The organism is Klebsiella sp. GB_Kp056, assembly GCF_040064755.1.
In the GTDB taxonomy this organism is placed as follows: domain Bacteria; phylum Pseudomonadota; class Gammaproteobacteria; order Enterobacterales; family Enterobacteriaceae; genus Klebsiella; species Klebsiella quasipneumoniae.
Genome location: NZ_JBEAJA010000054.1, coordinates 42,767 through 67,847 on the forward strand (window position 1 = coordinate 42,767; position 25,081 = coordinate 67,847).

At 60.2% G+C, this 25,081-nt stretch carries 25 protein-coding genes, 2 pseudogenes and 1 riboswitch; of the genes and pseudogenes, 9 read left to right on the forward strand and 18 right to left on the reverse strand.

Annotation, left to right across the window (positions count from 1 at the left end; all coding sequences use genetic code 11):
- Positions 1–12: 12 nt before the first annotated feature.
- From rpoD to rpsU, 3 genes are all read right to left on the reverse strand, one after another.
- Entirely contained in the window at positions 13–1,854 is a 1,842-nt protein-coding gene (gene rpoD / locus ABLV52_RS15535) for an RNA polymerase sigma factor RpoD (RefSeq protein ID WP_004174339.1), read from the reverse strand.
- A 219-nt stretch (positions 1,855–2,073) separates the two neighbouring features.
- Positions 2,074–3,819, reverse strand: a complete 1,746-nt coding sequence (gene dnaG / locus ABLV52_RS15540) for a DNA primase (protein WP_017899733.1) — start codon at positions 3,817–3,819, stop codon at positions 2,074–2,076.
- 111 nt (positions 3,820–3,930) lie between these two features.
- Positions 3,931–4,146 (reverse strand): 30S ribosomal protein S21, encoded by a 216-nt coding sequence (rpsU, locus tag ABLV52_RS15545; protein ID WP_001144069.1) that lies wholly within the window; start codon positions 4,144–4,146, stop codon positions 3,931–3,933.
- Between the two features lie 237 nt (positions 4,147–4,383).
- Here rpsU and tsaD point away from each other — a divergent pair, with 237 nt between their 5' ends.
- Positions 4,384–5,397, forward strand: a complete 1,014-nt coding sequence (tsaD, locus tag ABLV52_RS15550; protein WP_002916879.1) for a tRNA (adenosine(37)-N6)-threonylcarbamoyltransferase complex transferase subunit TsaD — start codon at positions 4,384–4,386, stop codon at positions 5,395–5,397.
- Between the two features lie 44 nt (positions 5,398–5,441).
- Here the strand turns inward: tsaD and ABLV52_RS15555 are convergent, their stop codons facing one another.
- The 8 genes from ABLV52_RS15555 to ABLV52_RS15590 all read right to left on the reverse strand — a co-directional run bounded on the left by ABLV52_RS15555 (position 5,442) and on the right by ABLV52_RS15590 (position 12,152).
- The gene (locus ABLV52_RS15555) at positions 5,442–7,049 is read right to left on the reverse strand and encodes a cytosine permease (RefSeq protein WP_072413563.1); all 1,608 of its coding nucleotides are present in this window, start codon (positions 7,047–7,049) and stop codon (positions 5,442–5,444) included.
- A 152-nt stretch (positions 7,050–7,201) separates the two neighbouring features.
- On the reverse strand, positions 7,202–7,819 hold the full coding sequence (ureG, locus tag ABLV52_RS15560) for an urease accessory protein UreG (protein ID WP_023291043.1): 618 nt from the start codon (positions 7,817–7,819) through the stop codon (positions 7,202–7,204).
- 8 nt (positions 7,820–7,827) lie between these two features.
- Complete coding sequence (locus ABLV52_RS15565) at positions 7,828–8,502, reverse strand: urease accessory protein UreF (protein ID WP_032428994.1); 675 nt, start codon at positions 8,500–8,502, stop codon at positions 7,828–7,830.
- A gap of 1 nt (position 8,503) precedes the next feature.
- On the reverse strand, positions 8,504–8,980 hold the full coding sequence (gene ureE / locus ABLV52_RS15570) for an urease accessory protein UreE (RefSeq protein WP_017899736.1): 477 nt from the start codon (positions 8,978–8,980) through the stop codon (positions 8,504–8,506).
- 9 nt (positions 8,981–8,989) lie between these two features.
- Positions 8,990–10,693, reverse strand: coding sequence for an urease subunit alpha (gene ureC, locus ABLV52_RS15575; protein ID WP_023291041.1), 1,704 nt, complete (start codon positions 10,691–10,693; stop codon positions 8,990–8,992).
- A complete protein-coding gene (locus tag ABLV52_RS15580; protein WP_348890583.1) occupies positions 10,686–11,006 on the reverse strand; it encodes an urease subunit beta in 321 nt (106 codons plus the stop codon). Before ABLV52_RS15580 ends, ureC begins: the two co-directional genes overlap by 8 nt.
- A 9-nt stretch (positions 11,007–11,015) precedes the next feature.
- Entirely contained in the window at positions 11,016–11,318 is a 303-nt protein-coding gene (locus tag ABLV52_RS15585) for an urease subunit gamma (protein ID WP_002916871.1), read from the reverse strand.
- A 9-nt stretch (positions 11,319–11,327) separates the two neighbouring features.
- On the reverse strand, positions 11,328–12,152 hold the full coding sequence (locus tag ABLV52_RS15590; RefSeq protein WP_348890584.1) for an urease accessory protein UreD: 825 nt from the start codon (positions 12,150–12,152) through the stop codon (positions 11,328–11,330).
- On the opposite strand from ABLV52_RS15590, the gene ABLV52_RS15595 reads away from it, so the two are divergent.
- Positions 12,142–12,288, forward strand: a complete 147-nt coding sequence (locus ABLV52_RS15595; RefSeq protein ID WP_032428993.1) for a hypothetical protein — start codon at positions 12,142–12,144, stop codon at positions 12,286–12,288. The two genes, ABLV52_RS15590 and ABLV52_RS15595, sit on opposite strands and share 11 nt — an antisense overlap.
- A 10-nt stretch (positions 12,289–12,298) precedes the next feature.
- Here ABLV52_RS15595 and ABLV52_RS15600 read toward each other — a convergent pair.
- Both ABLV52_RS15600 and plsY read right to left on the reverse strand, forming a co-directional pair.
- A pseudogene (locus ABLV52_RS15600) lies at positions 12,299–12,400 on the reverse strand (hypothetical protein); the annotation flags it as partial.
- 149 nt (positions 12,401–12,549) lie between these two features.
- A complete protein-coding gene (plsY, locus tag ABLV52_RS15605) occupies positions 12,550–13,167 on the reverse strand; it encodes a glycerol-3-phosphate 1-O-acyltransferase PlsY (RefSeq protein WP_004205257.1) in 618 nt (205 codons plus the stop codon).
- 107 nt (positions 13,168–13,274) lie between these two features.
- On the opposite strand from plsY, the gene folB reads away from it, so the two are divergent.
- Both folB and bacA read left to right on the forward strand, forming a co-directional pair.
- Entirely contained in the window at positions 13,275–13,658 is a 384-nt protein-coding gene (gene folB, locus ABLV52_RS15610; RefSeq protein ID WP_004150923.1) for a bifunctional dihydroneopterin aldolase/7,8-dihydroneopterin epimerase, read from the forward strand.
- Positions 13,659–13,856: 198 nt separating this feature from the next.
- Positions 13,857–14,678: an undecaprenyl-diphosphate phosphatase gene (bacA, locus tag ABLV52_RS15615; protein WP_023291038.1), complete on the forward strand. Its 822-nt coding sequence runs from the start codon at positions 13,857–13,859 to the stop codon at positions 14,676–14,678.
- 11 nt (positions 14,679–14,689) lie between these two features.
- On the opposite strand, the gene ABLV52_RS15620 is transcribed toward bacA, so the two are convergent.
- Positions 14,690–15,931, reverse strand: coding sequence for a multifunctional CCA addition/repair protein (locus tag ABLV52_RS15620; protein WP_023291037.1), 1,242 nt, complete (start codon positions 15,929–15,931; stop codon positions 14,690–14,692).
- 61 nt (positions 15,932–15,992) lie between these two features.
- Positions 15,993–16,613, reverse strand: coding sequence for a TIGR04211 family SH3 domain-containing protein (locus ABLV52_RS15625; protein WP_023291036.1), 621 nt, complete (start codon positions 16,611–16,613; stop codon positions 15,993–15,995).
- A 214-nt stretch (positions 16,614–16,827) separates the two neighbouring features.
- Here ABLV52_RS15625 and ABLV52_RS15630 point away from each other — a divergent pair, with 214 nt between their 5' ends.
- From ABLV52_RS15630 to hldE, 3 genes are read left to right on the forward strand one after another with little or no spacing between them, the layout of a single operon-like run.
- Positions 16,828–18,126, forward strand: coding sequence for an inorganic triphosphatase (locus ABLV52_RS15630; RefSeq protein WP_072420624.1), 1,299 nt, complete (start codon positions 16,828–16,830; stop codon positions 18,124–18,126).
- A gap of 20 nt (positions 18,127–18,146) precedes the next feature.
- On the forward strand, positions 18,147–20,984 hold the full coding sequence (gene glnE, locus ABLV52_RS15635) for a bifunctional [glutamate--ammonia ligase]-adenylyl-L-tyrosine phosphorylase/[glutamate--ammonia-ligase] adenylyltransferase (RefSeq protein ID WP_172969373.1): 2,838 nt from the start codon (positions 18,147–18,149) through the stop codon (positions 20,982–20,984).
- A gap of 58 nt (positions 20,985–21,042) precedes the next feature.
- Positions 21,043–22,476: a bifunctional D-glycero-beta-D-manno-heptose-7-phosphate kinase/D-glycero-beta-D-manno-heptose 1-phosphate adenylyltransferase HldE gene (gene hldE / locus ABLV52_RS15640; protein ID WP_348890585.1), complete on the forward strand. Its 1,434-nt coding sequence runs from the start codon at positions 21,043–21,045 to the stop codon at positions 22,474–22,476.
- An 80-nt stretch (positions 22,477–22,556) separates the two neighbouring features.
- Here hldE and ABLV52_RS15645 read toward each other — a convergent pair.
- Positions 22,557–22,703, reverse strand: a pseudogene (locus ABLV52_RS15645) (hypothetical protein); the annotation flags it as partial.
- Between ABLV52_RS15645 and glgS the strand changes: the two are divergent.
- Positions 22,695–22,892 carry a cell surface composition regulator GlgS gene (gene glgS / locus ABLV52_RS15650; protein ID WP_004205248.1) on the forward strand — a complete coding sequence of 66 codons (198 nt, stop codon included), beginning with the start codon at positions 22,695–22,697 and terminating at the stop codon, positions 22,890–22,892. The pseudogene ABLV52_RS15645 and the gene glgS overlap by 9 nt on opposite strands.
- A 35-nt stretch (positions 22,893–22,927) precedes the next feature.
- Here glgS and ABLV52_RS15655 read toward each other — a convergent pair whose 3' ends face one another.
- Positions 22,928–23,200, reverse strand: a complete 273-nt coding sequence (locus tag ABLV52_RS15655) for an accessory factor UbiK family protein (protein ID WP_004174355.1) — start codon at positions 23,198–23,200, stop codon at positions 22,928–22,930.
- A gap of 120 nt (positions 23,201–23,320) precedes the next feature.
- Positions 23,321–23,472: riboswitch (FMN riboswitch) on the forward strand.
- Positions 23,473–23,577: 105 nt separating this feature from the next.
- Between ABLV52_RS15655 and ribB the strand changes: the two genes are divergently transcribed.
- Positions 23,578–24,231 carry a 3,4-dihydroxy-2-butanone-4-phosphate synthase gene (gene ribB, locus ABLV52_RS15660; RefSeq protein ID WP_023159075.1) on the forward strand — a complete coding sequence of 218 codons (654 nt, stop codon included), beginning with the start codon at positions 23,578–23,580 and terminating at the stop codon, positions 24,229–24,231.
- Between the two features lie 63 nt (positions 24,232–24,294).
- Here ribB and zupT read toward each other — a convergent pair whose 3' ends face one another.
- Entirely contained in the window at positions 24,295–25,065 is a 771-nt protein-coding gene (zupT, locus tag ABLV52_RS15665; protein ID WP_135732970.1) for a zinc transporter ZupT, read from the reverse strand.
- Between the last annotated feature and the right edge of the window lie 16 nt (positions 25,066–25,081).

Consider the following 25,081-nt stretch of genomic DNA (forward strand, 5'->3'; position numbering starts at 1 on the left):
GCCCCGCGACGATTAATCGTCGAGGAAGCTACGCAGCACTTCAGAACGGCTCGGGTGGCGCAGTTTACGCAGCGCCTTCGCTTCGATCTGACGGATACGTTCGCGAGTAACGTCGAACTGTTTACCCACTTCTTCCAGCGTGTGGTCGGTGTTCATGTCGATACCGAAACGCATACGCAGGACTTTCGCTTCACGAGCGGTAAGGCCGGCCAGCACGTCGTGCGTTGCCGCGCGCAGGCTCTCGGTGGTCGCGGAATCCAGCGGCAGCTCGAGGGTGGTATCCTCGATGAAATCCCCCAGATGCGAATCTTCATCGTCGCCGATCGGCGTTTCCATGGAGATAGGCTCTTTGGCGATCTTCAGCACTTTACGGATCTTGTCTTCCGGCATCAGCATGCGCTCAGCCAGCTCTTCCGGGGTCGGTTCACGGCCCATCTCCTGCAGCATCTGACGGGAGATACGGTTGAGCTTGTTGATGGTCTCAATCATATGCACCGGAATACGGATGGTGCGCGCCTGATCCGCGATGGAGCGGGTAATGGCCTGACGGATCCACCAGGTGGCGTAGGTCGAGAACTTATAGCCGCGACGGTATTCGAACTTATCAACCGCTTTCATCAGACCGATGTTGCCTTCCTGAATCAGGTCGAGGAACTGCAGACCGCGGTTGGTGTATTTCTTGGCGATCGAGATAACCAGACGCAGGTTCGCTTCCACCATCTCTTTCTTCGCCCGGCGGGCTTTCGCTTCACCGATAGACATGCGACGGTTGATATCCTTCACCTGCTCGATGGTCAGGCCGGTCTCTTCTTCGATCTGCTGCAGCTTCTGCAGGCCGCGCTGCACGTCTTCTTTCACTTCCAGCAGCTTCTCGGACCACGGCTTGTTCATCGCCACCGCGGCGTTGAACCAGGTTTCGCTGGTTTCGTTGCCGGTGAACAGGGTGATGAAGTTTTTCTTCGGCATTTTGCACTGCTCAACGCACAGCTTCATGATGATACGTTCCTGAGTACGAACGCGATCCATCATGCTGCGCATGCTGTTGACCAGGTAATCGAACTGCTTCGGCACCAGGCGGAACTGCTTGAAGACTTCAGACAGCTTCAGGATCTCTTCCTGGGCGGCGGCATGGCTACGACCTTTGGCTTTGATGGTGTCGCGCGTCAGCTCGTACTGTGTACGCAGCTCGGCGAACTTCTCACGGGCCAGCTCAGGGTCGATGCTGTTGTCGTCATCGCTGTTGTCGTCGGCGTCTTCATCTTCGTCTTCGTCTTCGTCGTCATCCATCTCTTCCTGAGACAGCTCGGAGCCAACGTGGGTGGCGGTCGGCGCCATATCTTCTTCGGCGTTCGGATCGACGAAACCGGTGATCAGATCGGACAGACGGGCTTCTTCCGCTTCAACGCGGTCGTACTGCTCAAGCAGGTAGGTGATCGCTTCCGGATATTCGGCAACGGAGCACTGCACCTGGTTGATGCCGTCTTCGATGCGTTTGGCGATGTCGATTTCGCCTTCACGGGTCAGCAGCTCTACGGTACCCATTTCACGCATGTACATGCGCACCGGGTCGGTCGTGCGCCCGATTTCGGATTCCACGCTGGAGAGCACCTGCGCGGCGGCTTCGGCAGCATCTTCATCCGCGGTGTTTTCGGCAAGCATCAGATCATCGGCATCCGGTGCTTCTTCCATCACCTGAATGCCCATGTCGTTGATCATTTGGATGATGTCTTCGATCTGATCGGAATCGACGATATCTTCCGGCAGATGGTCATTGACCTCGGCATAGGTCAGATAGCCTTGCTCCTTACCACGTTGGACAAGAAGCTTCAGCTGTGACTGCGGGTTTTGCTCCATAAGACGGTATCCACACTTAATTCGTTTGATTGGTGTCGGCAGGCGGGCTGTCGACATTTAAAGCGAGGGCGTACTTATATTATTGCCGCTGCGCCTCTGCGCGGCTGTCGGGGGCTTCCCGATCGATACTCGGCACTTAAGCCGTTAAATACGGTGTCCTTCACGTTGCTCTGCGTTCTGCTGCTGCATCAATGCAACGTGAATGACTGAGTCTGTCATTTATTTCTTCGCCAGCTCCTGGCTGATGGTCCAGAGCTCCCGGCGTTCCTCACTGCTTAAACCGTGTGTGCGATCGCGAGCTATCAACTCTTCCTGTCGCAGTTCCAGCAGTGAATCAAACATATGGTTGAGCGAGTCGGTGAAGGTTTGTTCAGCGATATCTTTATCTGCTATATCGTCCCACATCGACAGTTTTTCAAGGGTTGCGGCCTCTTTTGTGCCGCGATATTGCTCTAAAAGTTGCCCGGTTGTCAGACCAGGCTGCGCCAGACAGCTTTTCACCAGCTCACCGAACAGGCTCAGCCCCGGCATTTTGCGCGAGTCCAGCCCTTCCAGCGGTGGGACTAACGGCGCCAGATCCGGGTTTTGCACCAGCAGTCCTATCAGTATACGCATGGTCGTGCGTTTTAGCTGTGGTGCGGGGCGCGGCGCGCCATTTTCCGCCTGTTTTGGCATTAAACGTTCAAGCTGGGCGTCATCTAAAATGCCCAGCTTGTTGCCCAGCTCCTGACGCAAATAGATGCGCAGGGTTTCGCCCGGCACCTGGGTTATCAGCGGCAGCGCCAGCGTGCTCAGCTGCGCGCGCCCGTCCGGCGTGCTGAGGTCGACCTGCGGCAGCAGGCTGTTAAACAAGAACGTGGAGAGCGGCTGAGCCTGCTCCATCCGCGCCTCGAACGCCGCTTTGCCCTCTTTACGCACCAGCGTATCCGGGTCTTCGCCGTCAGGCAGAAACATAAAGCGCAGCTGGCGACCATCGGTCATGTACGGCAGCGCCGTCTCCAGCGCGCGCCAGGCGGCATCGCGGCCGGCCCGGTCGCCGTCGTAGCAGCAGATGACGTTATTGGTCACCCGGAACAGCAGCTGGATATGGTCGGCCGTGGTCGAGGTACCCAGCGAGGCGACAGCATAGTTGATGTCGTACTGCGCCAGCGCCACGACGTCCATATAGCCTTCGACAACCAGCAACCGCGGTGGTTCGGGGTTGTCCTGCTGCGCTTCATACAGGCCATACAGCTGACGGCCTTTATGGAATATGTCGGTTTCCGGGGAGTTGAGATACTTCGGCAGGGCATCGCCCAGCACCCGTCCGCCAAACCCAATCACCCGGCCTCGCTTATCGCGGATGGGAAACATTACCCGTTCGCGGAAGCGATCGTAACTGCGTCCCTGATCGTTGGTGACCAGCATGCCGGCATCAATAAGCGACTGGCGGTTTTCCTGATTGCCGCCAAAACGTTTTAAAACGTTATCCCAACCTGGGGGAGCATAGCCGATGGCAAAGCGCGTAATCACCTCGCTGCTTAACCCCCGTTTTGCCAGGTACTGGCGCGCAGGGTCGGCGGCGGGCTGCATCAGAGACTGTTGATAAAACGTATTCAGACCATCCAGTAACTGGTAGAGGTTCTGCCGTTGATGGCGCTCTATCTGGCTGGGTCCGTTGCCTGCTTCATAAGGCACTTCGAGGTTGTGCATGGCGGCCAGCTCTTCGACCGTTTCCACGAACTCGAGCTTGTCGTAGTTCATCAGGAAATCGATAGCATTGCCGTGCGCCCCGCAGCCGAAGCAGTGGTAAAACTGTTTTTCACCGTTGACGGTGAAAGAGGGGGTTTTTTCGTTATGGAACGGACAGCACGCGTGAAAATTTTTGCCCTGCTTTTTCAGCTTTACCCGCGCATCGATCAGATCGACGATGTCGGTTCTGGCAAGCAGATCGCTAATAAATACACGTGGAATTCGTCCAGCCATAAGCCCCGTTATTTCTGATGACTATAAACGAAAATAAGCCGCGCATTCCTTTCGGAAGCACGGCCTTACAACTACAACTCGGTCTGAATTGAGAGCGTCGCTCTCAACAGATTAGTACAGACGAGTACGGCGTGCGTTTTCGCGAGCCAGTTTCTTCGCGTGACGTTTCACTGCAGAAGCTTTAGCGCGCTTACGTTCGGTAGTCGGTTTTTCATAGAACTCACGACGACGAACTTCCGCCAGAACACCTGCTTTTTCGCAGGAACGCTTGAAGCGACGCAGAGCTACGTCGAACGGCTCGTTTTCACGTACTTTAATTACCGGCATGTGCCTCTCACCTTTGATTAATTCGGTTTGCCGCTGGCCGCAATGCCAGCTTATTTCAAAATGGTGCGGAATTTTACTGCAACTACTGCTGCTTTGTAAAGCACCGGCGCCTTTTTTGAAAGGGACTTTTATAAGGGTGAGGAGTATACACGAAGAGAGCACCAGGGGTGAGCAAAGTTTTACATCGTCGGTCATTGGACCTACACTGCGCGGTATTGAAGCGAGGTAAAACAACTCATGCGTGTACTGGGCATTGAAACATCCTGCGATGAAACCGGCATCGCGATTTATGACGACCAGCAAGGTCTGTTAGCCAACCAACTGTATAGTCAGGTGAAACTGCATGCGGACTACGGCGGCGTGGTGCCGGAGCTGGCATCGCGCGACCACGTGCGCAAAACGGTGCCGCTTATCCAGGCGGCGCTGAAAGAGGCCGGTCTGACGGCGAAAGATATCGATGCCGTCGCCTATACGGCGGGTCCTGGCCTGGTGGGGGCGCTGCTGGTCGGCGCCACCGTGGGCCGGTCGCTGGCCTTCGCCTGGAACGTGCCGGCGATTCCGGTACACCATATGGAAGGGCACCTGCTGGCGCCGATGCTGGAAGATAACCCGCCAGCGTTCCCGTTCGTCGCGCTGCTGGTCTCCGGCGGTCATACTCAGCTGATCAGCGTCACCGGCATCGGCCAGTACGAGCTGCTGGGCGAGTCGATTGACGATGCGGCGGGCGAAGCCTTTGATAAAACCGCGAAACTGCTGGGGCTGGATTATCCCGGCGGGCCGATGCTGTCGAAAATGGCGTCCCAGGGTACTGAAGGCCGCTTCGTCTTCCCGCGTCCGATGACCGACCGTCCGGGGCTGGACTTCAGCTTCTCCGGTCTGAAAACCTTCGCCGCCAATACCATTCGCAGCAACGGCGACGATGAGCAAACCCGCGCCGACATCGCCCGCGCGTTTGAGGATGCGGTCGTCGATACGCTAATGATTAAATGTCGCCGCGCGCTGGAGCAAACCGGCTTTAAGCGTCTGGTGATGGCGGGAGGCGTGAGCGCCAACCGCACCCTGCGGGCGAAGCTGGCGGAGATGATGCAAAAACGCGGCGGCGAGGTGTTCTACGCCCGCCCTGAGTTCTGTACCGATAACGGCGCGATGATCGCCTACGCCGGCATGGTGCGTCTGCAAACCGGCGCCAAAGCCGAGCTCGGCGTGACGGTCCGCCCGCGCTGGCCGCTGGCCGAGCTGCCTGCCGCCTAAAGCGTCCTGACACAGGCCGACGTTACGTCGGCCTGCCTTCCTGACTACTCCATACTTTTACACAGCGAGCAGATGGCGCCCTGATGCTTATGCGAGTGCATCACGTCCGGGCGCTCGTACTCTTCCTCACAGCTAACGCATTGATACACGGTGGTCGAGGCGTTCCCCGCCGCGTCATAGCGCGGTTCGGCGATCCCGTCATCTCTCTGCTTAATGTAGTAGCGCCCGCGGGTGAGGATCCCCATCAGCGGGGTCATGACAAAGGCGACGACCAGCGCAATCAGCGGCGAGAAGGGCGCGAGCGTCGCCCCCAGCAGGCCGAAGAAGGCGCAGATCGACAGCCCGGCGGCCAGGCCAAAGGAGACTACGCCCACCGGGTTCACGTTGTAGATCATGCCGCGACGATACTCCGGCTGCGCCGGCGCCAGCTTGAGCAAGCCTTTATTAAAGGTGATGTCGGTCGCCACCACCACGACCCAGGCGATGGCGAAGTTGGAGTAAAAGCCGAGGATCCACGACAGGGCGCTGAACATATCGCCTTCCATCAGCGCCAGGGCAATCGCCAGGTTGACCACCACAAAAATAATCCGCCCCGGATAGCGTTTGGTGGTGCGGGTCCAGGCGCTGGTCCACGCCAGCGAGCCGGAATAGGCATTGGTGACGTTAATTTTGATCTGCGAGATCACCACCAGCACCACCGCCAGCGTCAGAGCCAGCCAGCCGGGCACCAGGTTATCGAAGACGCTGACGAACTGCTGCACCGGTTCGGTATTGTGTACCGCCGGGAAACGGGTCAACAGATAGAAGCCGAGGAAAGCGCCGATAATCTGTTTGATCGCGCCTAGCACCACCCAGCCCGGGCCGGCGGAAAAGACCGCCAGCCACCAGGCTTTACGGTTCTCAGCGGTTTTAGGCGGCATAAAGCGCAGGTAATCAATTTGCTCGCCAATCTGCATGATCAGCGACAGGCATACCCCGGCGCCGAGCATGATGGCGGTGATATCCACCGTCGACGCGCTGTTTTTACCGGCGAAATGCAGGAAGCCGTCCACCAGCTGCGGATCCTTGACAATCAGCCACACCACCGGCACCACCATCAGCACCAGCCACAGCGGAGTGGTCCACACCTGCAGGCGGGTCAGGGCTTTCATGCCATAGACCACCAGCGGGAGCACCATCAGGGTGGCGATCAGATACCCCATCCACAGCGGGATCCCGAGGCCCACCAGCAGCCCCTGGGCCATGATCGAGCCTTCGAGGGCGAAGAAGATAAAGGTGAAGCCGGCAAAAATAATGCTGGTGATCACCGAGCCGAAATAGCCGAAGCCGGCGCTGCGGGTGATCAGGTCAAGGTCAATGTTGTAGCGCGCGGCGGTGATCGCCAGCGGAATGCCGGTGAGGAAGATCACCAGCGCCGCCACCAGGATCGAATAGATGGCGTTGCTGGTGCCCCAGGCCATACCGATGCTGGCGCCGATGGAAAAGTCCGCCAGATAGGCGATGCCGCCCAGCGCCGTGACCGCGACGACGCCCGGTCCCCAGCGGCGGAAGCTCAGCGGGGCGTAACGTAAGGTGTAATCTTCTAAGGTTTCCCGGGAGCCGGAAGTCCGCGCGGTCGCGGGTAATTCAGGGTTGAGATCCAGTGATGACATAGTCATTCCTTAATGGTTAGGCATGACTTGAATTAGCAAACCTTATGCCATATTGCAGGGCAGGCGTGGCGGGGAGGGTGGTGCAGGGTGACAGAAGAGAGGGCAGGAGCTGCACCATCCGGACGCGCTTGCGCCCGGCTGGTGCAAAAGGCCTATTTGCCGAGCATGCCTTTGTCTTCGAGGAAGGCAATAATGGTGCTCAGGCCGTCGCCACGCTTCAGGTTGGTGAAGGTCCATGGGCGATCGCCGCGCATACGCTGGGTATCGCTCGCCATCACCTCCAGTGAAGCGCCCACATAGGGGGCAAGGTCGGTTTTATTGATCACCAGAAAATCGGATTTGGTGATCCCCGGCCCGCCTTTGCGCGGGATCTTCTCCCCTTCGGCCACGTCGATAACATAGATGGTCAGATCCGCCAGCTCCGGGCTGAAGGTGGCGCTCAGGTTATCGCCGCCGCTTTCCACGAAGATAAGGTCGAGGTTACCGAACTTTTCACTCAGCGCTTCCACCGCGGCGAGGTTCATCGAGGCATCTTCACGGATCGCCGTGTGCGGGCAGCCGCCGGTTTCCACCCCGACAATGCGTTCAGGCGCCAGCGCGCCCGCTTCAGTGAGGATGCGCTGATCTTCTTTGGTGTAGATGTCGTTGGTGACCACCGCCAGCTGCCAGGTATCGCGCATCGCTTTGCACAGCGCTTCCAGCAGGGCGGTTTTACCGGAGCCGACCGGGCCGCCAACGCCGACGCGCAGCGGGTGTTTATAAGAATTCATGGCTTCTCCTAGGAACGGAATAATCGGGAGTATTGGGTTTCATGCCGGGCAGAGGCGATGGCGGCGAGCGGCGTGGCCGATCCGATATCGCCGTCCGGCGCGGCCAGCGCGCGGGGCATCGCCGCCGCGTAGTGGTCGCAAAGACGTAAAATCAGCTGTTGAGCGGCCTGCTGGCCGAAGGGCACCAGCTTAACGCCGGCCATCACGGCGCTCTCAATCCAGCTGTAGCCCAGGCTTAGGGCCATCTCGGGCAGCGCGATGCGCCAGCGCACGCCGAGCCAGGCCATCCCGGCGAGCTGGCTTTGCTGGCACAGCGTGCGCCACGGCGGTGGACAGTCCGGCTGCCAGTCGCCAAGCAGGCGGGCAAACGCCGCGCCGCGGTTGCGCTCTTCCTCCCGCAGTTCACGGGTCTCCCGGCAGGCCAGCAGATAAGCCGTCCAGCGCCGGGCCGCGGCGATATCGCCTTGTTCGCAGGCGCGGTACAGGCGGGCGAACAGCGGCAGGTCGACGGTAAAAAAGCCTTCCGTCATCTGCCGTCGCTGCCAGCGCTCGAAGGCCGCGACGTCCGGCACCCAGCCGGCTTCCACAGCCCACTCCAGCCCCTGGGACCAGCTGTAACCCCCTACCGGCAGGTTGCTGCTGGCCAGCTGCATCAGCCGCAGACGTTGTTCCGCTGTCGACATGCTAGTGGCTGTGAGCGTGGTGGTCATGATGAGCATGATGATGACCGTGGCTTTCGCTGGCGTAAGCGCCGGCTTCCGGCTCGAACGGCAGCTGGCCAAAGGTCACCGTCAGGCCGAACTGGCGCAGCATATCGTCCAGCACGTGATCGTGATGGTAGCGCAGCTCGCCCGGCATGATCTGCAGCGGTACGTGACGATTGCCGAGGTGGTAGCAGGCCTTCGCCAGCATAAACGGATCGTCGCAGCGCACCACCGACACCCCTTCATCAGCGGCAATCACCTGCACAAATTCGGTGCCGTCTTCGTTGCTGAGCACATCGCCGCCGCGCAGCAGCAGCCCGCGGGGCAGCAGCAGGCCGGCTTCCCGGCCATCGTTGAGGGTGACTTTTACCCGGCTTTTGACGCGAACATCAATCGGCAGCGTAACGCTGGCGGTCGCGGCGGCGGGGGTCTCCAGACGTTGAGTTAAATAAAGCATCCGCTCTCCTTAAAACAGAAAATAACGTTGCGCCATCGGCAGAACCTCTGCCGGCTCGCTGGTGATGAGTTCGCCATCCACCCGCACCTCATAAGTCTGCGCGTCGACGGTGATGTTAGGCTGCAGGCTGTTGTGCACCATGTCGGCTTTCTGCACCGTACGGCAGCCTTTCACCACGGCGATCGCGCTGCGCAGGTTCAGCCGCTCGGCAACGCCGTTGTCCGCCGCCGCCTGCGACAGGAAGGTGAGGCGGCAGTGATGGCGGGCGCTGCCCAGCGCGCCAAACATCGGACGGTAGTGCACCGGCTGCGGGGTTGGAATTGAGGCATTGATATCGCCCATCGGCGCGATGGCAATCATGCCGCCTTTGATCACGGTGGCCGGTTTCACGCCGAAGAAGGCAGGCGACCAGACCACAAGGTCCGCCAGCTTACCCACCTCAATGGAGCCGACTTCGTGTGCGATGCCGTGGGTCAGCGCCGGGTTGATGGTGTATTTGGCGATGTAGCGCTTCACGCGGAAGTTGTCGTTATCCCCGGTCTCCTCCGCCAGCGCTCCGCGCTGCACCTTCATGCGGTGCGCCACCTGCCAGGTGCGGAGAACCACTTCCCCGACGCGGCCCATGGCCTGCGAATCCGAGGAGGTGAGCGAGAAGGCGCCAAGGTCGTGCAGCACGTCTTCCGCAGCGATGGTTTCCCGGCGAATGCGAGACTCGGCAAAGGCCACGTCCTCGGCGATGTCCGGGTCCAGATGGTGGCAGACCATCAGCATATCGAGATGTTCATCGATGGTGTTAAGGGTGTAGGGCAGCGTTGGGTTGGTGGAGGACGGCAAAATGTTCGGGTGGGCGCAGGCGGTGATGATATCCGGCGCATGGCCGCCGCCGGCCCCTTCGGTATGGAAGGTGTGAATGGTGCGCCCGCCGATGGCGGCGAGGGTATCTTCCACAAAACCGGACTCATTGAGCGTGTCGCTGTGCAGCGCGACCTGAATATCCATCTCATCGGCGACGGTTAACGCGCAGTCGATCGCCGCCGGGGTGGCGCCCCAGTCCTCATGGATCTTCAGGCCAATAACGCCCGCCGCCACCTGCTCGCGCAGAGCGTCCGGCTGAGAAACGTTGCCCTTGCCCAGCAGGCCGATATTGACCGGCAGGCTGTCGGCCGCCTGCAGCATGCGTGAGATATACCATGGCCCCGGGGTGCAGGTGGTGGCATGGGTACCCGCCGCCGGGCCGGTGCCGCCGCCGACCATGGTGGTCACGCCGGAGACCAGCGCCTCTTCCGCCTGCTGCGGACAGATCCAGTGAATATGGGTATCGATCCCGCCGGCGGTGACGATTTTTCCTTCGGCGGCAATGACTTCCGTCGCGGCGCCGATGGGGATGGTGACGTTGGGCTGGATGTCGGGGTTGCCGGCTTTGCCGATGGCGAAGATCCGACCGTCCTTCACGCCGATATCGGCCTTAACGATCCCCCAGTGATCGACGATCAGCGCATTGGTGAGCACCAGGTCGACACAGTCGGCGGCCAGCATCTGTCCCTGACCCATCCCGTCGCGGATCACTTTGCCGCCGCCGAATTTGACCTCTTCCCCGTAGGTGGTCAAATCGTCCTCCACCTCTATCCACAGCTCGGTATCGGCCAGGCGCACCTTGTCGCCGATGGTGGGGCCGAACATGTCGGCATAGGCCTGGCGTGAAATATTACTCATTGTTTGCCTCCAGAGGGCCCATGACCTCGCCGCGGAAGCCGAAAACGGCGCGGTGACCGGCGAAGGCCACCAGCTCAACCTCGCGTTTCTGGCCAGGTTCAAAGCGTACCGCCGTGCCGGCCGGGATATTCAGGCGATAGCCGGTGGCCTGCTGACGGTTGAACTTCAGCGCCGGGTTGACCTCGGCGAAATGGTAGTGCGAACCGACCTGAATCGGCCGGTCGCCGTGGTTTTCAACGACCACGCGACAGGTCGCCCGGCCGGTGTTGAGGGCTATCTGGCCGGGCTTAACGTGATATTCACCGGGGATCATGGCGCTACCTCAGATAATCGGGTTGTGAACGGTGACCAGCTTTGAGCCGTCCGGGAAGGTGGCTTCGACCTGGATATCCGGGATCATTTCCGGGACGCCCTCCATCACCTGCTCGCGGGTCAGGACGTGACGGCCTTCCTCCATCAGCGAGGCCACGCTTTTGCCGTCGCGAGCGCCTTCCATAATAAAGGCGCTGATCAGGGCCACGGACTCCGGATAGTTGAGCTTCAGGCCGCGGGCCAGGCGGCGTTCCGCCACCAGCGCGGCGGTAAACAGCAACAGCTTGTCTTTTTCTCGGGGGGTCAGTTCCATAACGTTCTCTTAAGTCAGCCAGATTCGGGGAAGTACGGGGGATTTGCCGGTGAGATGAGGGCGCAGAAACTGCCAGACGTCGCGCATCACCTGCTGGCAAACCAGATTATCGTCACTGAGGAAGCGCACCGTCAGCAGGCGGTCGGTCAGGCTGGCGCCGGCGTAGAGGCCGAGCGGCGCCAGCGCGTCGCGCACCCCGTCGAGCAGGGCATCGGTTGCCGGATAGCACAGCAGCGTGCCGACCCAGGGGCGTCCGGCGACGCTGGACAGCTCTCCCTCCTGCAGGCGCAGGCGCTCGACCAGCAGCGGCTCATCGTCCACCCATACCTCCAGCCGGTTGCTGAGGGTGCCGTGGCTGAAGGTTTCGCCAATCACCGGGCGGCCAAGGCAGAGCAGATCCCAGGCCAGCAGCGTGCTGGAGGCACAAAGGTGAAAGGTGGTGGACAGCCGGGCGTTCGCCCCGGGAAAGAAGATGGCATCCTGCGGGAGCCACTCCAGGGTCGCCTGCGGGGCGAGGGTCAACCGCTGGCGCAAAAGCGCTTGCGCGCCGCTGCTGCGGTAAAACTTGCTGGCGCCAGGCATGGTTATCAGGGTATGGCAGCCGGGATCAAGGTAGGCGCTAATCGTCAGCTCATCACCGCCGACGATGCCGCCGGGGGGATGAAGCAGATAGAGATGACAGGTCTCTTCTTCCGGGTAAAACGGGCGCTGGACGGTCAGCGGGCCGACGTGTTGGGCGCTGGCGAGAACGGTCTTGCCGCCGGCCTGCTGAAAGCGCAGATCCAGCGTGGCCTGCCAGCCTTTTTTGAGTGGTGGTAACACGGTGCCGTGCAATGTTGCGCCCCTGCAAAATCAAGATAAAACAGCAGCAATGAGTATTGATCGGCGGGAGATTATCCCGGTCATACGAAACGCTTATGTCATCTGTTACCCGGAGCGTCGCATCGGGCGCGAGGGGAAAGCGGCATAACCGCTCCGGATTATTCACCCGGATAATCATTGCCGTCAATATCCTGAACCGTTGCCTGGCCGCGGCGGAAAAGGCGTCAGCGCGGTTCACGCCGCGCCGCCGGTCGCTGGCGGGAATTTTGCTGTGGGTCGCCGCTAACGCATTGTTACAAAAGGGGGATGTGGCGATGATCGCCAATCATGATGACGTAAGGCGAAAGAGCGGGTGAGACCGCTAAATAGAATCGGGGATCCCTCCGGCTGGCGTGGCCGGGAAGGGAGATTACTTCTCTTCTGGCGTTTTTTTCTTCTTCACCCGCGTCCAGATTTTGCTCTCCTGGCGGCGCCACAGACGCTGAATGTTGTCGTGATGGCGCAGCAGGATCAGGCAGGAGAGCATCGACACCGGGAAGGTGTACTGTGGTTTGAACCACCAGACGTAGAACGGAGCGATCAGCGCGCTGACGATAGCGCCAAGGGAAGAGTAACCGCTGAGCAGGATGGTCAGCAGCCAGGTCCCGGCCATCACGCCGGTCAGGTCGAGGCCGATGGGGGCGATAGCCCCGAAGGCCGTGGCGACGCCTTTACCGCCGCGGAAATGAAAGAAGACTGGCCAGATGTGGCCCACGCAGGCGGCAATCGCCACTAAACCCAGCCAGAACGGCGTCAGGCCCAGCGCCCAGGCGCCCCATACCGGCAACATGCCCTTCAGCACATCAAAAATAAGTACCGCTACGGCCGCCCCTTTTCCGCCGATTCGTAGTACGTTAGTGGCCCCGGGGTTGCCTGAGCCGCTGTCGCGTGGGTCGGGCAGGCCAGCAAGGCGACATACCAGAATGGCGCTGGAAATGGAGCCGCAGAGGTAGGCGAGGAGTACCAGTCCAGGCGCGATTGCACTCATAACGCTGTTCCGTTTTGAAAATGTCGTTGTATTCTCTGCATCTGTGGATAATACGCATAATTCGCCGGAAGTGGTATCCGGTTTAGCTAAAAAGCAGGCAGGGCGTGATGGATATTGTATTTATAGAGCAACTTTCGGTAATCACCACCATTGGTGTTTATGACTGGGAACAAACCATTGAACAGAAGCTGGTGTTCGATATCGAAATTGCATGGGATAACCGCAAGGCGGCCGCCAGCGATGATGTCAGCGATTGCCTTAGCTATGCTGATATCAGCGAGCGCGTCATCGCGCATGTTGAGGGGGGAAAATTCGCGTTAGTGGAGCGGGTGGCGGAAGAGGTGGCCGACCTGCTGCTGGAGACATTCCAGTCGCCATGGGTGCGCATTAAAGTCAGCAAACCTGGCGCCGTGGCTCGCGCGGCAAACGTCGGGGTGATTATTGAACGTGGCCTTAATCTGAAACAAAACTTTTCAGGTCATACTTGTTAAACAAATTGCGTTTATACCGGTCATAGCATCCGGTCATCAGGCAATTTTACTGGCGATCTCCTACCAGAACGGCAGGTGAATCCTTGTGTACGCCGTGTATGCTGCGGATTGCGCGCCCTCTGGCAGCCGGGTTATGCCTGTTGAACGATACCGTGTTCCTGGTTTTTTTCATTTTACTTTTTTAAAGGGTTTAATTGGATGAGCGATATACACTCGCTGCTGGTGGCGGCAATATTGGGTGTGGTTGAGGGGTTAACAGAATTTTTACCTGTTTCCAGTACCGGTCATATGATTATTGTTGGTCACCTGCTGGGGTTTGAAGGTGATACGGCAAATACCTTTGAAGTGGTTATTCAGCTAGGCTCGATACTCGCCGTGGTGGTGATGTTCTGGCGTCGCCTGTTCGGCCTGATCGGCATCCATTTCGGCAAGCCGCCGGCGCATGAAGGCAAGGGCAGCGGTCGCTTATCGCTTATCCATATCCTTCTCGGCATGATCCCCGCGGTGGTGATGGGGCTTATTTTCCACGACACCATTAAGTCCTTGTTTAACCCGGTAAACGTGATGTACGCCCTGATTGTCGGCGGTGTGCTGTTAATTGCGGCGGAAGTGCTGAAGCCGAAACAGCCGCGCGCGGTCGGGATTGACGATATGACCTATCGTCAGGCATTCGTTATCGGCTGCTTCCAGTGCCTGGCGCTGTGGCCGGGCTTCTCCCGCTCAGGGGCGACCATCTCCGGCGGCATGCTGATGGGCGTCAGCCGCTACGCGGCGTCGGAGTTCTCATTCCTGCTGGCGGTACCGATGATGATGGGCGCCACGGTGCTGGACGTCTACAAGAGCATCGGCTTCCTCAACATGGGCGATGTTCCGATGTTTGCCGTCGGCTTCGTGATGGCGTTTATCGTGGCGCTGATTGCGATTAAAACCTTCCTGCAGCTGATCAAACGGATCTCGTTCATTCCGTTCGCTATCTACCGCTTTATCGTCGCGGCAGCGGTGTACGTGGTCTTTTTCTAAGGCCTGCGCCCTCAGCCTTGCGGCTGGGGGCAACGCTGTTCCTTCCACTGCGCCACCGCCGCAATTCTCCGCCGCGTCAGCTCCTCGCGAATTTCCGCCCCTTTAAAGCCCGCCGCTACCACCTCTTTGGTGGAGACCGACTGCGCCACTTCCCAGGCCTCCAGCAGCAGGCGCCCCTGCGGATAATCGCTGGCCTCAAAGCCGGTGCGCCCGCGGACGTCGGCTTCGCTGGTGAGGGCGATCTGTTGCACGCGCTGCGGTTTACGCCAGGCGTCAATGCTGTCGAAGAGTTTAACGAGGGTTTTTGGCTGCAGGATCGGCAGGGTGTGGATCAGATCATGGTACTCCGCCACCAGTTTCGCGAGATCGCGGATATCGTTCGGCACCCGCAGACGCGCGCAGAGCTGCTCCACCAGCTTGACTCCCGCCGGGCCATGACCGTGGTGACGCGGCCAGAGCGCTTTCGGCGTCAGCCCTTTGCCGAGGTCATGGCACAGGGTGGCGAAGCGCACCTCGACGTCCGGCGATAGCATCGCGGCCATCGTGACGGTCATCAGGGTGTGCAGGCCGGTATCGATTTCCGGGTGCCATTTGGCCGGGGCCGGCACGCCGTACAGGGCGTCAATCTCCGGGAACAGCACCTTGAGGGCCTGGCAGTCGCGCAGCGTCTGGAAAAAGACCTGCGGGTTGCGGGTGGTCAACGCGCTTTCCGTCTCTTTCCACACCCGCTCCGGCGTTAAATGGGCCAGTTCGCCGGCCTCAACCATGGCGGCCATCAGGGTCTGGGTCTCTTCGGCGATGCGAAAACCGAGATGGGCATAGCGGGCGGCAAAACGCGCCACGCGCAGCACGCGCAGCGGGTCTTCGCTAAAGGCGGGAGAGACATGGCGCAGCAGGCGCTGGCGGAGATCGTTTTGTCCGCCGTAGGGGTCGATAATCGTGCCGTCGGCATCCTGGGCGAGGGCGTTGACCGTCAGGTCGCGGCGCAGCAGATCCGCCTCAAGAGTGACGTCCGGGGCGGCATAGCAGGTAAAACCGGTATAGCCTGCGCCGGATTTGCGCTCGGTGCGAGCCAGGGCATACTCTTCCCGGCTTTGCGGATGAAGGAACACGGGAAAGTCGCGGCCTACCTGCTGATAGCCCGCGTCAAGCATCTGTTGCGGGGTGGCGCCCACCACCACCCAGTCTCGGTCTTTGACCGGCAGTCCTAACAGCGCGTCGCGCACCGCACCACCGACCAGATAACTCTTCACGCCTGATTCTCCCGTATCTGTTTTTCGCAAGATGATACGTAAGTCTGGCAGAGAAGACGAATTAGTTCATCCACCGGTCTTTACGTTTGCGGCTTGGCACCAGATGCGGCAGCACCAGACCCAGCAGCAAACCGACGCCCAGCACGCCGCCGCCGTACATAAACCACTGCATGATAATGGTGCGCTGTTTATCATCAAGCTGCAGATTCGCCGCATTCACCTTCTTCTGCGCGACAACCAGCTCGTTTTTCAACTTTTGGTTCTCGTCTTTCAACGCGTTGATCACGCTGTCGCTGCCGGCGACTTTCTTCTGCATATCCGCCGTGCGCTGGTTCCAGGTGGCGTCGATATTATTCAGCTTATCGGTCAGCGTTTTGACCTGGTTTTCCAGATCCGGGACGCGGGTGCGCAGGCTGGGCTCGTTGCTCAGCTCTTTCAGCGGGATCCAGGCGGTACGCCCATTCGCGTCGCGGATCTGCGCGTAACTGGTGCTGTCGTTGGTTTGCAGCACCGACACTTCTTCCCCGGCGTTGATGGTGCCGACCAGACGATAATTATCGCCCGGGCCGCTGCGAACCCAGGTGTTCAGCTCATCGGAAACGTAGCGCTTTTCTTCTGCGTGAACCGCCGTGGCGGCGCTAAGCGCGAGCAAAGTAAAAGTAATCAGGCGTAATTTTGGCATCAGGTCATCGTTTGGTCATAAAAAGTGGAACGATAGTAGAGGCATCGCCAGAGCGACGCAAAGTTTTCCACCACAATCGGAATCATCCAGGAGGTGGCCCGGCAAAAAGCGCGTTGCATGGCGATTCGCCGCAAAATACTATCTACTGACAAAAAATATCGTCGTAAGTTCGCCGCAATTTGTCGGCGCAGCACAGAAGCGGAAGAATTCAGTCATGGCTCAAGAAATCGAACTTAAGTTTATCGTCGCTCAGGATGGGGTAGAGACGCTGCGCGAGCAGCTCAATGCGCTCGAGGCGAAACATACGCCCGCGGGCCAGTTGCTGAACATTTACTATGAAACCGCCGATAACTGGCTGCGTCGTCACGACATGGGGCTGCGCATCCGCGGCGACCAGGGGCGTTATGAGATGACGCTGAAAATCGCCGGTCGGGTGGTGGGCGGCCTGCACCAGCGCCCGGAATACAATATTCCACTGGATAAACCGGAGCTGGCGCTTGAGCGCCTGCCGGCGGAGGTCTGGCCGCAAGGGGAACTTCCAGCCGCGCTGGCGGAGCATGTGCAACCGCTGTTCAGCACCGACTTTGCCCGTGAACGCTGGGTGATCCAGGAAGGAAAGAGTGAAATTGAGATTGCCCTCGATCGCGGCGAAGTGAAGGCGGGCGAGCATCAGGAGCCGATCTGCGAGCTGGAGCTGGAGCTGCTCGCCGGGGAGACCGCCGATCTGCTGCGCCTCGCGCAGCGTTTGCTGGAGAGCGGCGTCCTGCGTCAGGGGAGCCTGAGCAAAGCCGCGCGCGGGTATCATCTGGCGCAAGGCAACGACGAGCGCCCGGTAACCCGGCTGGCGGTGCTGCCGGTGGCGGCGAAGGCCAGCGTGGAGCAGGGGCTGGAGGCGGCGCTGGAGAGCGCCCTGGCGCACTGGCTGTATCACGATGAGGTCTGGCTGCGCGGCAACGCGAAAGCCAAAGCGGAAATCCTGCTGGCGATAGCCCGCGTGCGCCATGCGCTGGTGCTGTTCGGCGGCATCGTGCCGCGGAAGGCGACCACCCACCTCCGCGCGTTGCTGAACGATGCCGAAGCGGCGCTGCTGGCCGCGGACACCGCCAATGAGGCGTTATTCCGCACCGAGGTCGTCGCCGCCAAACTGGCGCTGACCGAATGGCTGGTCCAGCGCGGCTGGCGTCCGTTCCTCAACGAGGCGGGAGAGAAAAAAATAGCCGGATCGTTCAAACGGTTTGCCGATATTCACCTTTCCCGGGCGGCGGCTGAGCTGCGCGGCGCCGTGCAGCACCTGGCGGTGGAGGATGCCGCCGACCAGCTGCCGAAGCTGGCGCGCGACATCGACAGCGTCCAGTTGCTGGCGGGCGCCTATGGCGACGCCGTCGCGCCGTGGCTGGAGAACTGGCAGGAACTACAGCGTGCGATAGAGCATGACGACCGCAGCGTCTTTGAATATTTCCGTCGCCAGGCGCTGGCTGCCGAGCCGTTCTGGCTGCATAGTGGAAAACGATAATTACAGGCCAGGGAGCCCCTATGATGCCGCTTTCTTCGCAGTTACAGCAGCACTGGCAGACGGTCGCTGACCGCCTGCCAGCGGATTTCCCCGTCGCCGAACTGAGCCCGCAGGCCAGGTCGGTGATGGCGTTCAGTGATTTTGTCGAACAGAGTGTGATCGCCCAGCCAGGCTGGCTGAACGAGCTTGCCCAGTCTTCACCGGAGGCGGAAGAGTGGCGGCATTATGAGACCTGGCTGCAGGAACGCCTGCAGGCGGTGGCTGACGAAGCGGGGTTGATGCGAGAGCTGCGTCTTTTCCGCCGTCATATGATGGTCCGCATCGCCTGGGCGCAGGCGCTGTCGCTGGTAAGCGAAGAAGAGACGCTGCAGCAGTTGAGCGTCCTGGCGGAGACCCTGATTGTCGCCGCCCGCGACTGGCTGTACGCCGCCTGCTGTAAAGAGTGGGGAACGCCCTGCAATGCCGAGGGCCAGCCGCAGCCGCTGCTGATCCTCGGGATGGGAAAGCTGGGCGGCGGCGAGCTGAACTTCTCTTCCGATATCGATCTGATTTTTGCCTGGCCTGAGCATGGCGCCACCCGCGGCGGCCGCCGCGAGCTGGATAACGCCCAGTTCTTTACCCGCCTGGGGCAGCGGCTTATCAAGGCGCTCGACCAGCCGACGCAGGACGGCTTTGTTTATCGGGTGGACATGCGCCTGCGGCCGTTTGGCGACAGCGGGCCGCTGGTGCTCAGCTTTGCGGCGCTGGAGGATTATTACCAGGAGCAGGGCCGGGACTGGGAACGCTACGCGATGGTGAAAGCGCGGATCATGGGCGATAACGACGACGCCTACGCCAGCGAGCTGCGCGCGATGCTCCGCCCCTTCGTCTTCCGCCGCTATATCGACTTCAGCGTGATCCAGTCGCTGCGTAACATGAAAGGCATGATCGCTCGCGAAGTGCGGCGTCGCGGGCTGAAAGACAACATCAAGCTCGGCGCCGGCGGGATCCGTGAAATTGAGTTTATCGTGCAGGTCTTTCAGCTGATCCGCGGCGGTCGCGAACCTGCGCTGCAGCAGCGGGCGCTGCTGCCGACGCTGGCGGCGATTGATGAGCTGCATCTGCTGCCGGAAGGCGACGCGACGCTGCTGCGCGCGGCCTATCTGTTCCTGCGCCGGCTGGAAAATCTGCTGCAGAGCATCAACGATGAGCAGACTCAGACTCTGCCGCAGGATGAACTGAACCGCGCCAGGCTGGCGTGGGGGATGCATACCGACGACTGGGAGACGCTGAGCGCGCAGCTGGCGAGCCATATGGCCAGCGTGCGGCGGGTGTTTAATGAGCTGATCGGCGATGATGAGGCCCAGTCGCCGGATGAGCAGCTGGCGGAGTACTGGCGCGAACTGTGGCAGGATGCGCTGGAAGAAGATGACGCCAGCCCGGCGCTGGCGCATTTAAACGACGCCGACCGCCGCAGCGTGCTGGCGCTGATTGCTGATTTCCGTAAAGAGCTGGATCGGCGCACCATCGGCCCGCGAGGCCGCCAGGTGCTGGATCAACTGATGCCGCATCTGCTGAGCGAAATCTGCTCGCGCGCCGATGCGCCTCTGCCTCTGGCGCGGATCACGCCGCTGTTGACCGGGATCGTCACTCGCACCACCTATCTTGAGCTACTGAGCGAATTCCCCGGCGCGCTGAAGCACCTGATTACGCTCTGCGCGGCGTCGCCGATGGTCGCCAGCCAGCTGGCGCGCCACCCGCTGCTGCTTGATGAACTGCTGGATCCCAACACCCTCTATCAGCCGACGGCGACCGATGCCTATCGCGACGAGCTGCGCCAGTATCTGCTGCGCGTGCCGGAAGAGGATGAAGAGCAGCAGCTGGAGGCATTGCGCCAGTTCAAGCAGGCGCAGCAGCTGCATATCGCCGCGGCGGATATCGCCGGCACGCTGCCGGTGATGAAGGTCAGCGATCACTTAACCTGGCTTGCCGAAGCGATCCTCGACGCGGTGGTGCAGCAGGCATGGGGACAGATGGTGGCCCGCTACGGCCAGCCGACCCACCTGCACGATCGTCAGGGGCGCGGCTTCGCCGTCGTCGGCTACGGCAAGCTCGGCGGCTGGGAGCTGGGCTACAGTTCCGATCTCGACCTGGTGTTCCTCCATGACTGCCCGGCGGAGGTGATGACCGACGGCGAGCGGGAGATCGACGGCCGTCAGTTCTACCTGCGGCTGGCTCAGCGGATCATGCATCTGTTCAGCACCCGCACCTCGTCCGGTATTCTCTACGAAGTTGACGCCCGGCTGCGCCCTTCCGGCGCGGCGGGGATGCTGGTCACCACAGCCGACGCGTTTGCCGACTATCAGCAGAACGAAGCCTGGACATGGGAGCATCAGGCGCTGGTGCGCGCTCGCGTGGTCTATGGCGACCCGGCGCTGCAGGCGCGATTTGACGCCATTCGTCGCGATATCCTGACCACCGAGCGGGATGGCGCGACCCTGCAGACTGAAGTTCGCGAGATGCGTGAGAAGATGCGCGCCCACCTCGGCAATAAACATGCCGATCGTTTTGATATCAAAGCCGATGCCGGTGGGATCACGGATATTGAATTTATTACCCAGTATCTGGTCCTACGCTATGCCAGCGACAAGCCGAAGTTGACCCGCTGGTCTGATAACGTGCGTATTCTCGAGCTGCTGGCGCAGAACGACATCATGGACGAGGAGGAAGCGCGAGCCTTAACGCACGCGTACACCACCTTGCGTGATGCGCTCCATCACCTGGCCCTGCAGGAGCTGCCGGGACACGTGGCGCCGGAGGCATTCAGCCGGGAGCGTGAGCAGGTCAGCGCCAGCTGGCAGAAGTGGCTGATGGCTTAACTATAAAATCGGGTGTGCTATTATCGCGCGCAAAGTTTGCGTCTCGCAGGAGAGAGTCATGAAAGTAACGCTGCCGGAGTTTGAACGTGCAGGAGTGTTGGTGGTGGGTGATGTGATGCTGGACCGCTACTGGTACGGCCCCACCAGTCGTATTTCCCCGGAAGCCCCGGTGCCGGTGGTGAAGGTGGAAAATATCGAAGAACGTCCCGGCGGCGCGGCAAACGTAGCGATGAACATCGCCTCCCTGGGGGCGACGTCGCGCCTGGTGGGATTGACCGGGATTGATGACGCCGCCCGCGCGCTGAGCCAGGCGCTGGCCAACGTCAATGTGAAGTGCGACTTTGTCTCCGTCCCGACACACCCGACCATCACCAAGCTGCGGGTGCTGTCGCGCAACCAGCAGCTGATCCGCCTCGACTTTGAAGAGGGCTTTTCCGGCGTTGATCCGCAGCCGATGCACGAGCGCATTCAGCAGGCGCTGGGCTCGATTGGCGCGCTGGTTCTCTCGGACTACGCTAAAGGGGCGCTGACCAGCGTCCAGACGATGATCAAGCTCGCCCGTGAAGCAGGCGTGCCGGTGCTGATCGATCCGAAAGGTACCAATTTCGAACGCTATCGCGGCGCAACGCTGCTCACGCCGAACCTCTCTGAGTTTGAAGCGGTGGTGGGCAAGTGCCAGAATGAAGCGGAGATCGTTGAGCGCGGCATGAAGCTCATCGCCGAATTCGAACTGTCAGCGCTGCTGGTGACGCGCTCTGAGCAGGGGATGACGCTGCTGCAGCCTGGGCGTCCGCCGCTGCATATGCCGACCCAGGCCCAGGAAGTGTACGATGTCACCGGCGCCGGCGACACGGTGATTGGCGTGCTGGCGGCGACCCTGGCCTCCGGCAATACCCTGGAAGAGGCCTGCTATTTCGCCAACGCCGCGGCGGGCGTGGTGGTTGGCAAGCTGGGGACCTCCACCGTTTCTCCTGTCGAGCTGGAAAATGCGGTTCGCGGACGGGCTGAGACTGGCTTCGGCGTGATGAGCGAAGAGGAACTCAAACAGGCGGTTGCGGCAGCGCGCAAGCGCGGCGAGAAAGTGGTTATGACCAACGGCGTCTTCGACATTCTGCACGCCGGCCATGTCTCCTATCTGGCGAATGCGCGCAAACTGGGCGACCGTCTGATCGTGGCGGTCAACAGCGATGCCTCCACCAAACGTCTGAAAGGCGAAACCCGCCCGGTGAACCCGCTGGAGCAGCGGATGATCGTGCTGGGGGCGCTGGAGGCGGTCGACTGGGTGGTCTCCTTCGAAGAAGATACACCGCAGCGCCTGATTGCCGGGATCCTGCCGGATCTGCTGGTCAAAGGCGGCGACTACAAACCGGAACAGATCGCCGGCAGTGAAGAGGTCTGGGCGAACGGTGGCGAAGTGCTGGTGCTCAACTTTGAAGATGGGTGCTCAACCACCAACATTATTAAGAAAATACAGAAAGATAGCGAAAAATAACCGTTTCGCTATTCACCCACCAGAACGGTGCGGCATCACGGCCTGCGATAGCGATATCGCGGGCCGTTTTTATTTAATGATGTGGAAAATGATTTGGCGCAATAAATAATCACATTAAGCGCATTTTTCGTACAAATGGCGTTAAGGTAAGCGTAAATACTGAAGTGAGTAAAAGGCATATGACTGATCAGAACATCCACCGCTGAAGGAGTATGCGCATGAACCATAACGATATGTATTCAATGAAGAATTTTGATTTTTTGGCGCGGAGTTTCGCCAGAATGCACGCCCAGGGCCAGCCAGTTGATCTTCAGGCCATCGTCGGCAATATGGATGAAGAACATCGTGAATGGTTTTGCCAGCGCTATGAACTGTACTGTCGTCAGGTGAACAGCCCGGCGGAAGCCGCACACTAAGTCAACGCAAACGGGCCCCTGAGGGCCCGTTTTTTTTACTGCTGCTCTTCGCTGCCAGGCGTCGTCGCCGGGCGGTTTTCAAGGTCATTCAGGCGCTGTTCCAGCAGCGCCAGTTTTTCGCGGGTCCGCAGCAGAACCTGAGTCTGCACGTCAAACTCTTCGCGGCTAACCAGATCCAGACGGGTCAGCTGCGACTGCAGCGCCTGGCGGATTTTCTTCTCAACATCCTCACCCAGATCGCGAAGTCCTTTTGGCATCGACTCATGGACCTGGCGGGCGATTTGTTCAATTTTTTTCGGGTCAATCATGGTGGTTTCCTGCTCGGGTCGGATGATTGATCATTGTAGTGCGAACCAGGCCGCCTATAAACCAGAAATGTTTGAAGCTTATGCATTGCCGAGGATAGTCAATAGCGTTATAGTTATCTCGCTTATTCTCAGGGCGGGGCGAAATTCCCCACCGGCGGTAAATCAACCATGGCGTTGAAAGCCCGCGAGCGCTTCCCGTGACTACGGGAAGGTCAGCAGATCCGGTGTAATTCCGGGGCCGACGGTTAAAGTCCGGATGGGAGAGAGTAACGGCACAGTCGGGCCCAGGCCCGCTCGCGTTGACTTTTGCCGCTAAACCGGCGCTCCTAAGACTGCCCTGATTCTGGTAACCATAATTTTAATGAGGTTTTTTTACCATGAATCAGACGCTCCTTTCTTCTTTTGGTACCGCTTTTGAACGTGTGGAACACGCTTTAAACGCCCTGCGCGAAGGCCGCGGCGTGATGGTGCTTGACGATGAAGACCGTGAAAACGAAGGCGATATGATTTTCGCCGCCGAAACCATGACCGTAGAGCAGATGGCGCTGACCATTCGTCACGGCAGCGGCATTGTGTGCCTGTGCCTGACCGAAGATCGCCGTAAACAGCTGGATCTGCCGATGATGGTGGAGAACAACACCAGCGCCTACGGCACCGGCTTTACCGTCACCATCGAAGCGGCCGAAGGCGTGACCACCGGCGTTTCCGCTGCCGACCGCGTGACCACCGTCCGCGCGGCGATTGCCGACGGCGCGAAACCTTCCGATCTCAACCGTCCTGGCCACGTTTTCCCGCTGCGGGCGCAGCCGGGCGGCGTACTCACCCGCGGCGGCCACACCGAAGCCACTATCGACCTCGTGACCCTCGCCGGCTTCAAACCGGCAGGCGTGCTGTGCGAGCTGACCAATGACGATGGCACTATGGCCCGCGCGCCGGAGTGCATCAAGTTCGCTCAGCAGCATAATATGGCAGTGGTCACGATTGAAGATCTGGTGGCCTATCGTCGCGAACATGAGCGTAAAGCCAGCTAATCAGCGGCTGACAACGCCAGTGAAAACAGCCCACTTTTTAGTGGGCTGTATTGTTTCTGCGCCTTAACCGATGCCCATCGTCTGGAGCGCCACCAGGCTCAGCCCCATCACCGACATCCCGCACAGGACGCCATAGCTCGGGTTGCTTTGCGGATCGATCTCTTTTGCCAGCGGCATCAGTTCATCGACCGACAGCGCCACCATAATCCCGGCGACGGCGGCCATGATCGCGCCCATGACCAGCGGCGAGACCAGACTTCCCAGAATCAGCCACGCCAGCACGCCGCCTAAAATCTCCGCCATGCCGGAAAGACCGGCCCAGAGCACCGCCTTGCTGCGCGATCCGGTAGCGGCATATACCGGCCCGGCAACCGCCAAACCTTCAGGAATATTGTGCAGGGCGACGGCAAGCGCCACTCCCATGCCAAGCTCGAGGTTGTTGCTGGCCGTGACATAGGTGGCGATGCCTTCCGGAAAATTATGCAGGCTGATACCCAGCGTCAGCAAAATGGCGGTGCGGCGTAAATTGCGCGGCCGCGGCGCGGCGGGCGGCATCAGATCCTGCGGGTGGGCGTGCGGCAGCAGGCGATCGAGACCAAAGTAGCCCAGCAGGCCGACAACAAACATTCCGTAGCCGAGCAGCGGCGACATGCCCTCGGCGGCCAGCGCGGCAGGCAGCATTTCCATCAACGAAATCAACAGCATGATCCCGGCGGCAAAGCCGAGGGAGAAGCCAAGCAGGCGGTTAGAGGGTTTCTGGCCAATCACGCCGAATATGGCGCCAATAAAGGTTGCGCTACCGGCTAACAGCGTCAATATTAAGGGTGATGACATCGCTTCTCTCCCTGCG

Bases quoted from the DNA above. Each gene is read 5' to 3' on its own strand.
- ABLV52_RS15565 (WP_032428994.1), bottom strand. From the start codon at position 8,502: ATGTCGACAGCGGAACAACGTCTGCGGCTGATGCAGCTGGCCAGCAGC.
- rpoD (WP_004174339.1), bottom strand. From the start codon at position 1,854: ATGGAGCAAAACCCGCAGTCACAGCTGAAGCTTCTTGTCCAACGTGGT.
- hldE (WP_348890585.1), top strand. From the start codon at position 21,043: ATGAAAGTAACGCTGCCGGAGTTTGAACGTGCAGGAGTGTTGGTGGTG.
- glgS (WP_004205248.1), top strand. From the start codon at position 22,695: ATGAACCATAACGATATGTATTCAATGAAGAATTTTGATTTTTTGGCG.
- ribB (WP_023159075.1), top strand. From the start codon at position 23,578: ATGAATCAGACGCTCCTTTCTTCTTTTGGTACCGCTTTTGAACGTGTG.
- rpsU (WP_001144069.1), bottom strand. From the start codon at position 4,146: ATGCCGGTAATTAAAGTACGTGAAAACGAGCCGTTCGACGTAGCTCTG.
- ABLV52_RS15630 (WP_072420624.1), top strand. From the start codon at position 16,828: ATGGCTCAAGAAATCGAACTTAAGTTTATCGTCGCTCAGGATGGGGTA.
- dnaG (WP_017899733.1), bottom strand. From the start codon at position 3,819: ATGGCTGGACGAATTCCACGTGTATTTATTAGCGATCTGCTTGCCAGA.
- ABLV52_RS15580 (WP_348890583.1), bottom strand. From the start codon at position 11,006: ATGATCCCCGGTGAATATCACGTTAAGCCCGGCCAGATAGCCCTCAAC.
- zupT (WP_135732970.1), bottom strand. From the start codon at position 25,065: ATGTCATCACCCTTAATATTGACGCTGTTAGCCGGTAGCGCAACCTTT.
- tsaD (WP_002916879.1), top strand. From the start codon at position 4,384: ATGCGTGTACTGGGCATTGAAACATCCTGCGATGAAACCGGCATCGCG.
- ureC (WP_023291041.1), bottom strand. From the start codon at position 10,693: ATGAGTAATATTTCACGCCAGGCCTATGCCGACATGTTCGGCCCCACC.
- ABLV52_RS15655 (WP_004174355.1), bottom strand. From the start codon at position 23,200: ATGATTGACCCGAAAAAAATTGAACAAATCGCCCGCCAGGTCCATGAG.
- ABLV52_RS15585 (WP_002916871.1), bottom strand. From the start codon at position 11,318: ATGGAACTGACCCCCCGAGAAAAAGACAAGCTGTTGCTGTTTACCGCC.
- bacA (WP_023291038.1), top strand. From the start codon at position 13,857: ATGAGCGATATACACTCGCTGCTGGTGGCGGCAATATTGGGTGTGGTT.
- glnE (WP_172969373.1), top strand. From the start codon at position 18,147: ATGATGCCGCTTTCTTCGCAGTTACAGCAGCACTGGCAGACGGTCGCT.
- ABLV52_RS15555 (WP_072413563.1), bottom strand. From the start codon at position 7,049: ATGTCATCACTGGATCTCAACCCTGAATTACCCGCGACCGCGCGGACT.
- ABLV52_RS15625 (WP_023291036.1), bottom strand. From the start codon at position 16,613: ATGCCAAAATTACGCCTGATTACTTTTACTTTGCTCGCGCTTAGCGCC.
- ureE (WP_017899736.1), bottom strand. From the start codon at position 8,980: ATGCTTTATTTAACTCAACGTCTGGAGACCCCCGCCGCCGCGACCGCC.
- plsY (WP_004205257.1), bottom strand. From the start codon at position 13,167: ATGAGTGCAATCGCGCCTGGACTGGTACTCCTCGCCTACCTCTGCGGC.
- ureG (WP_023291043.1), bottom strand. From the start codon at position 7,819: ATGAATTCTTATAAACACCCGCTGCGCGTCGGCGTTGGCGGCCCGGTC.
- folB (WP_004150923.1), top strand. From the start codon at position 13,275: ATGGATATTGTATTTATAGAGCAACTTTCGGTAATCACCACCATTGGT.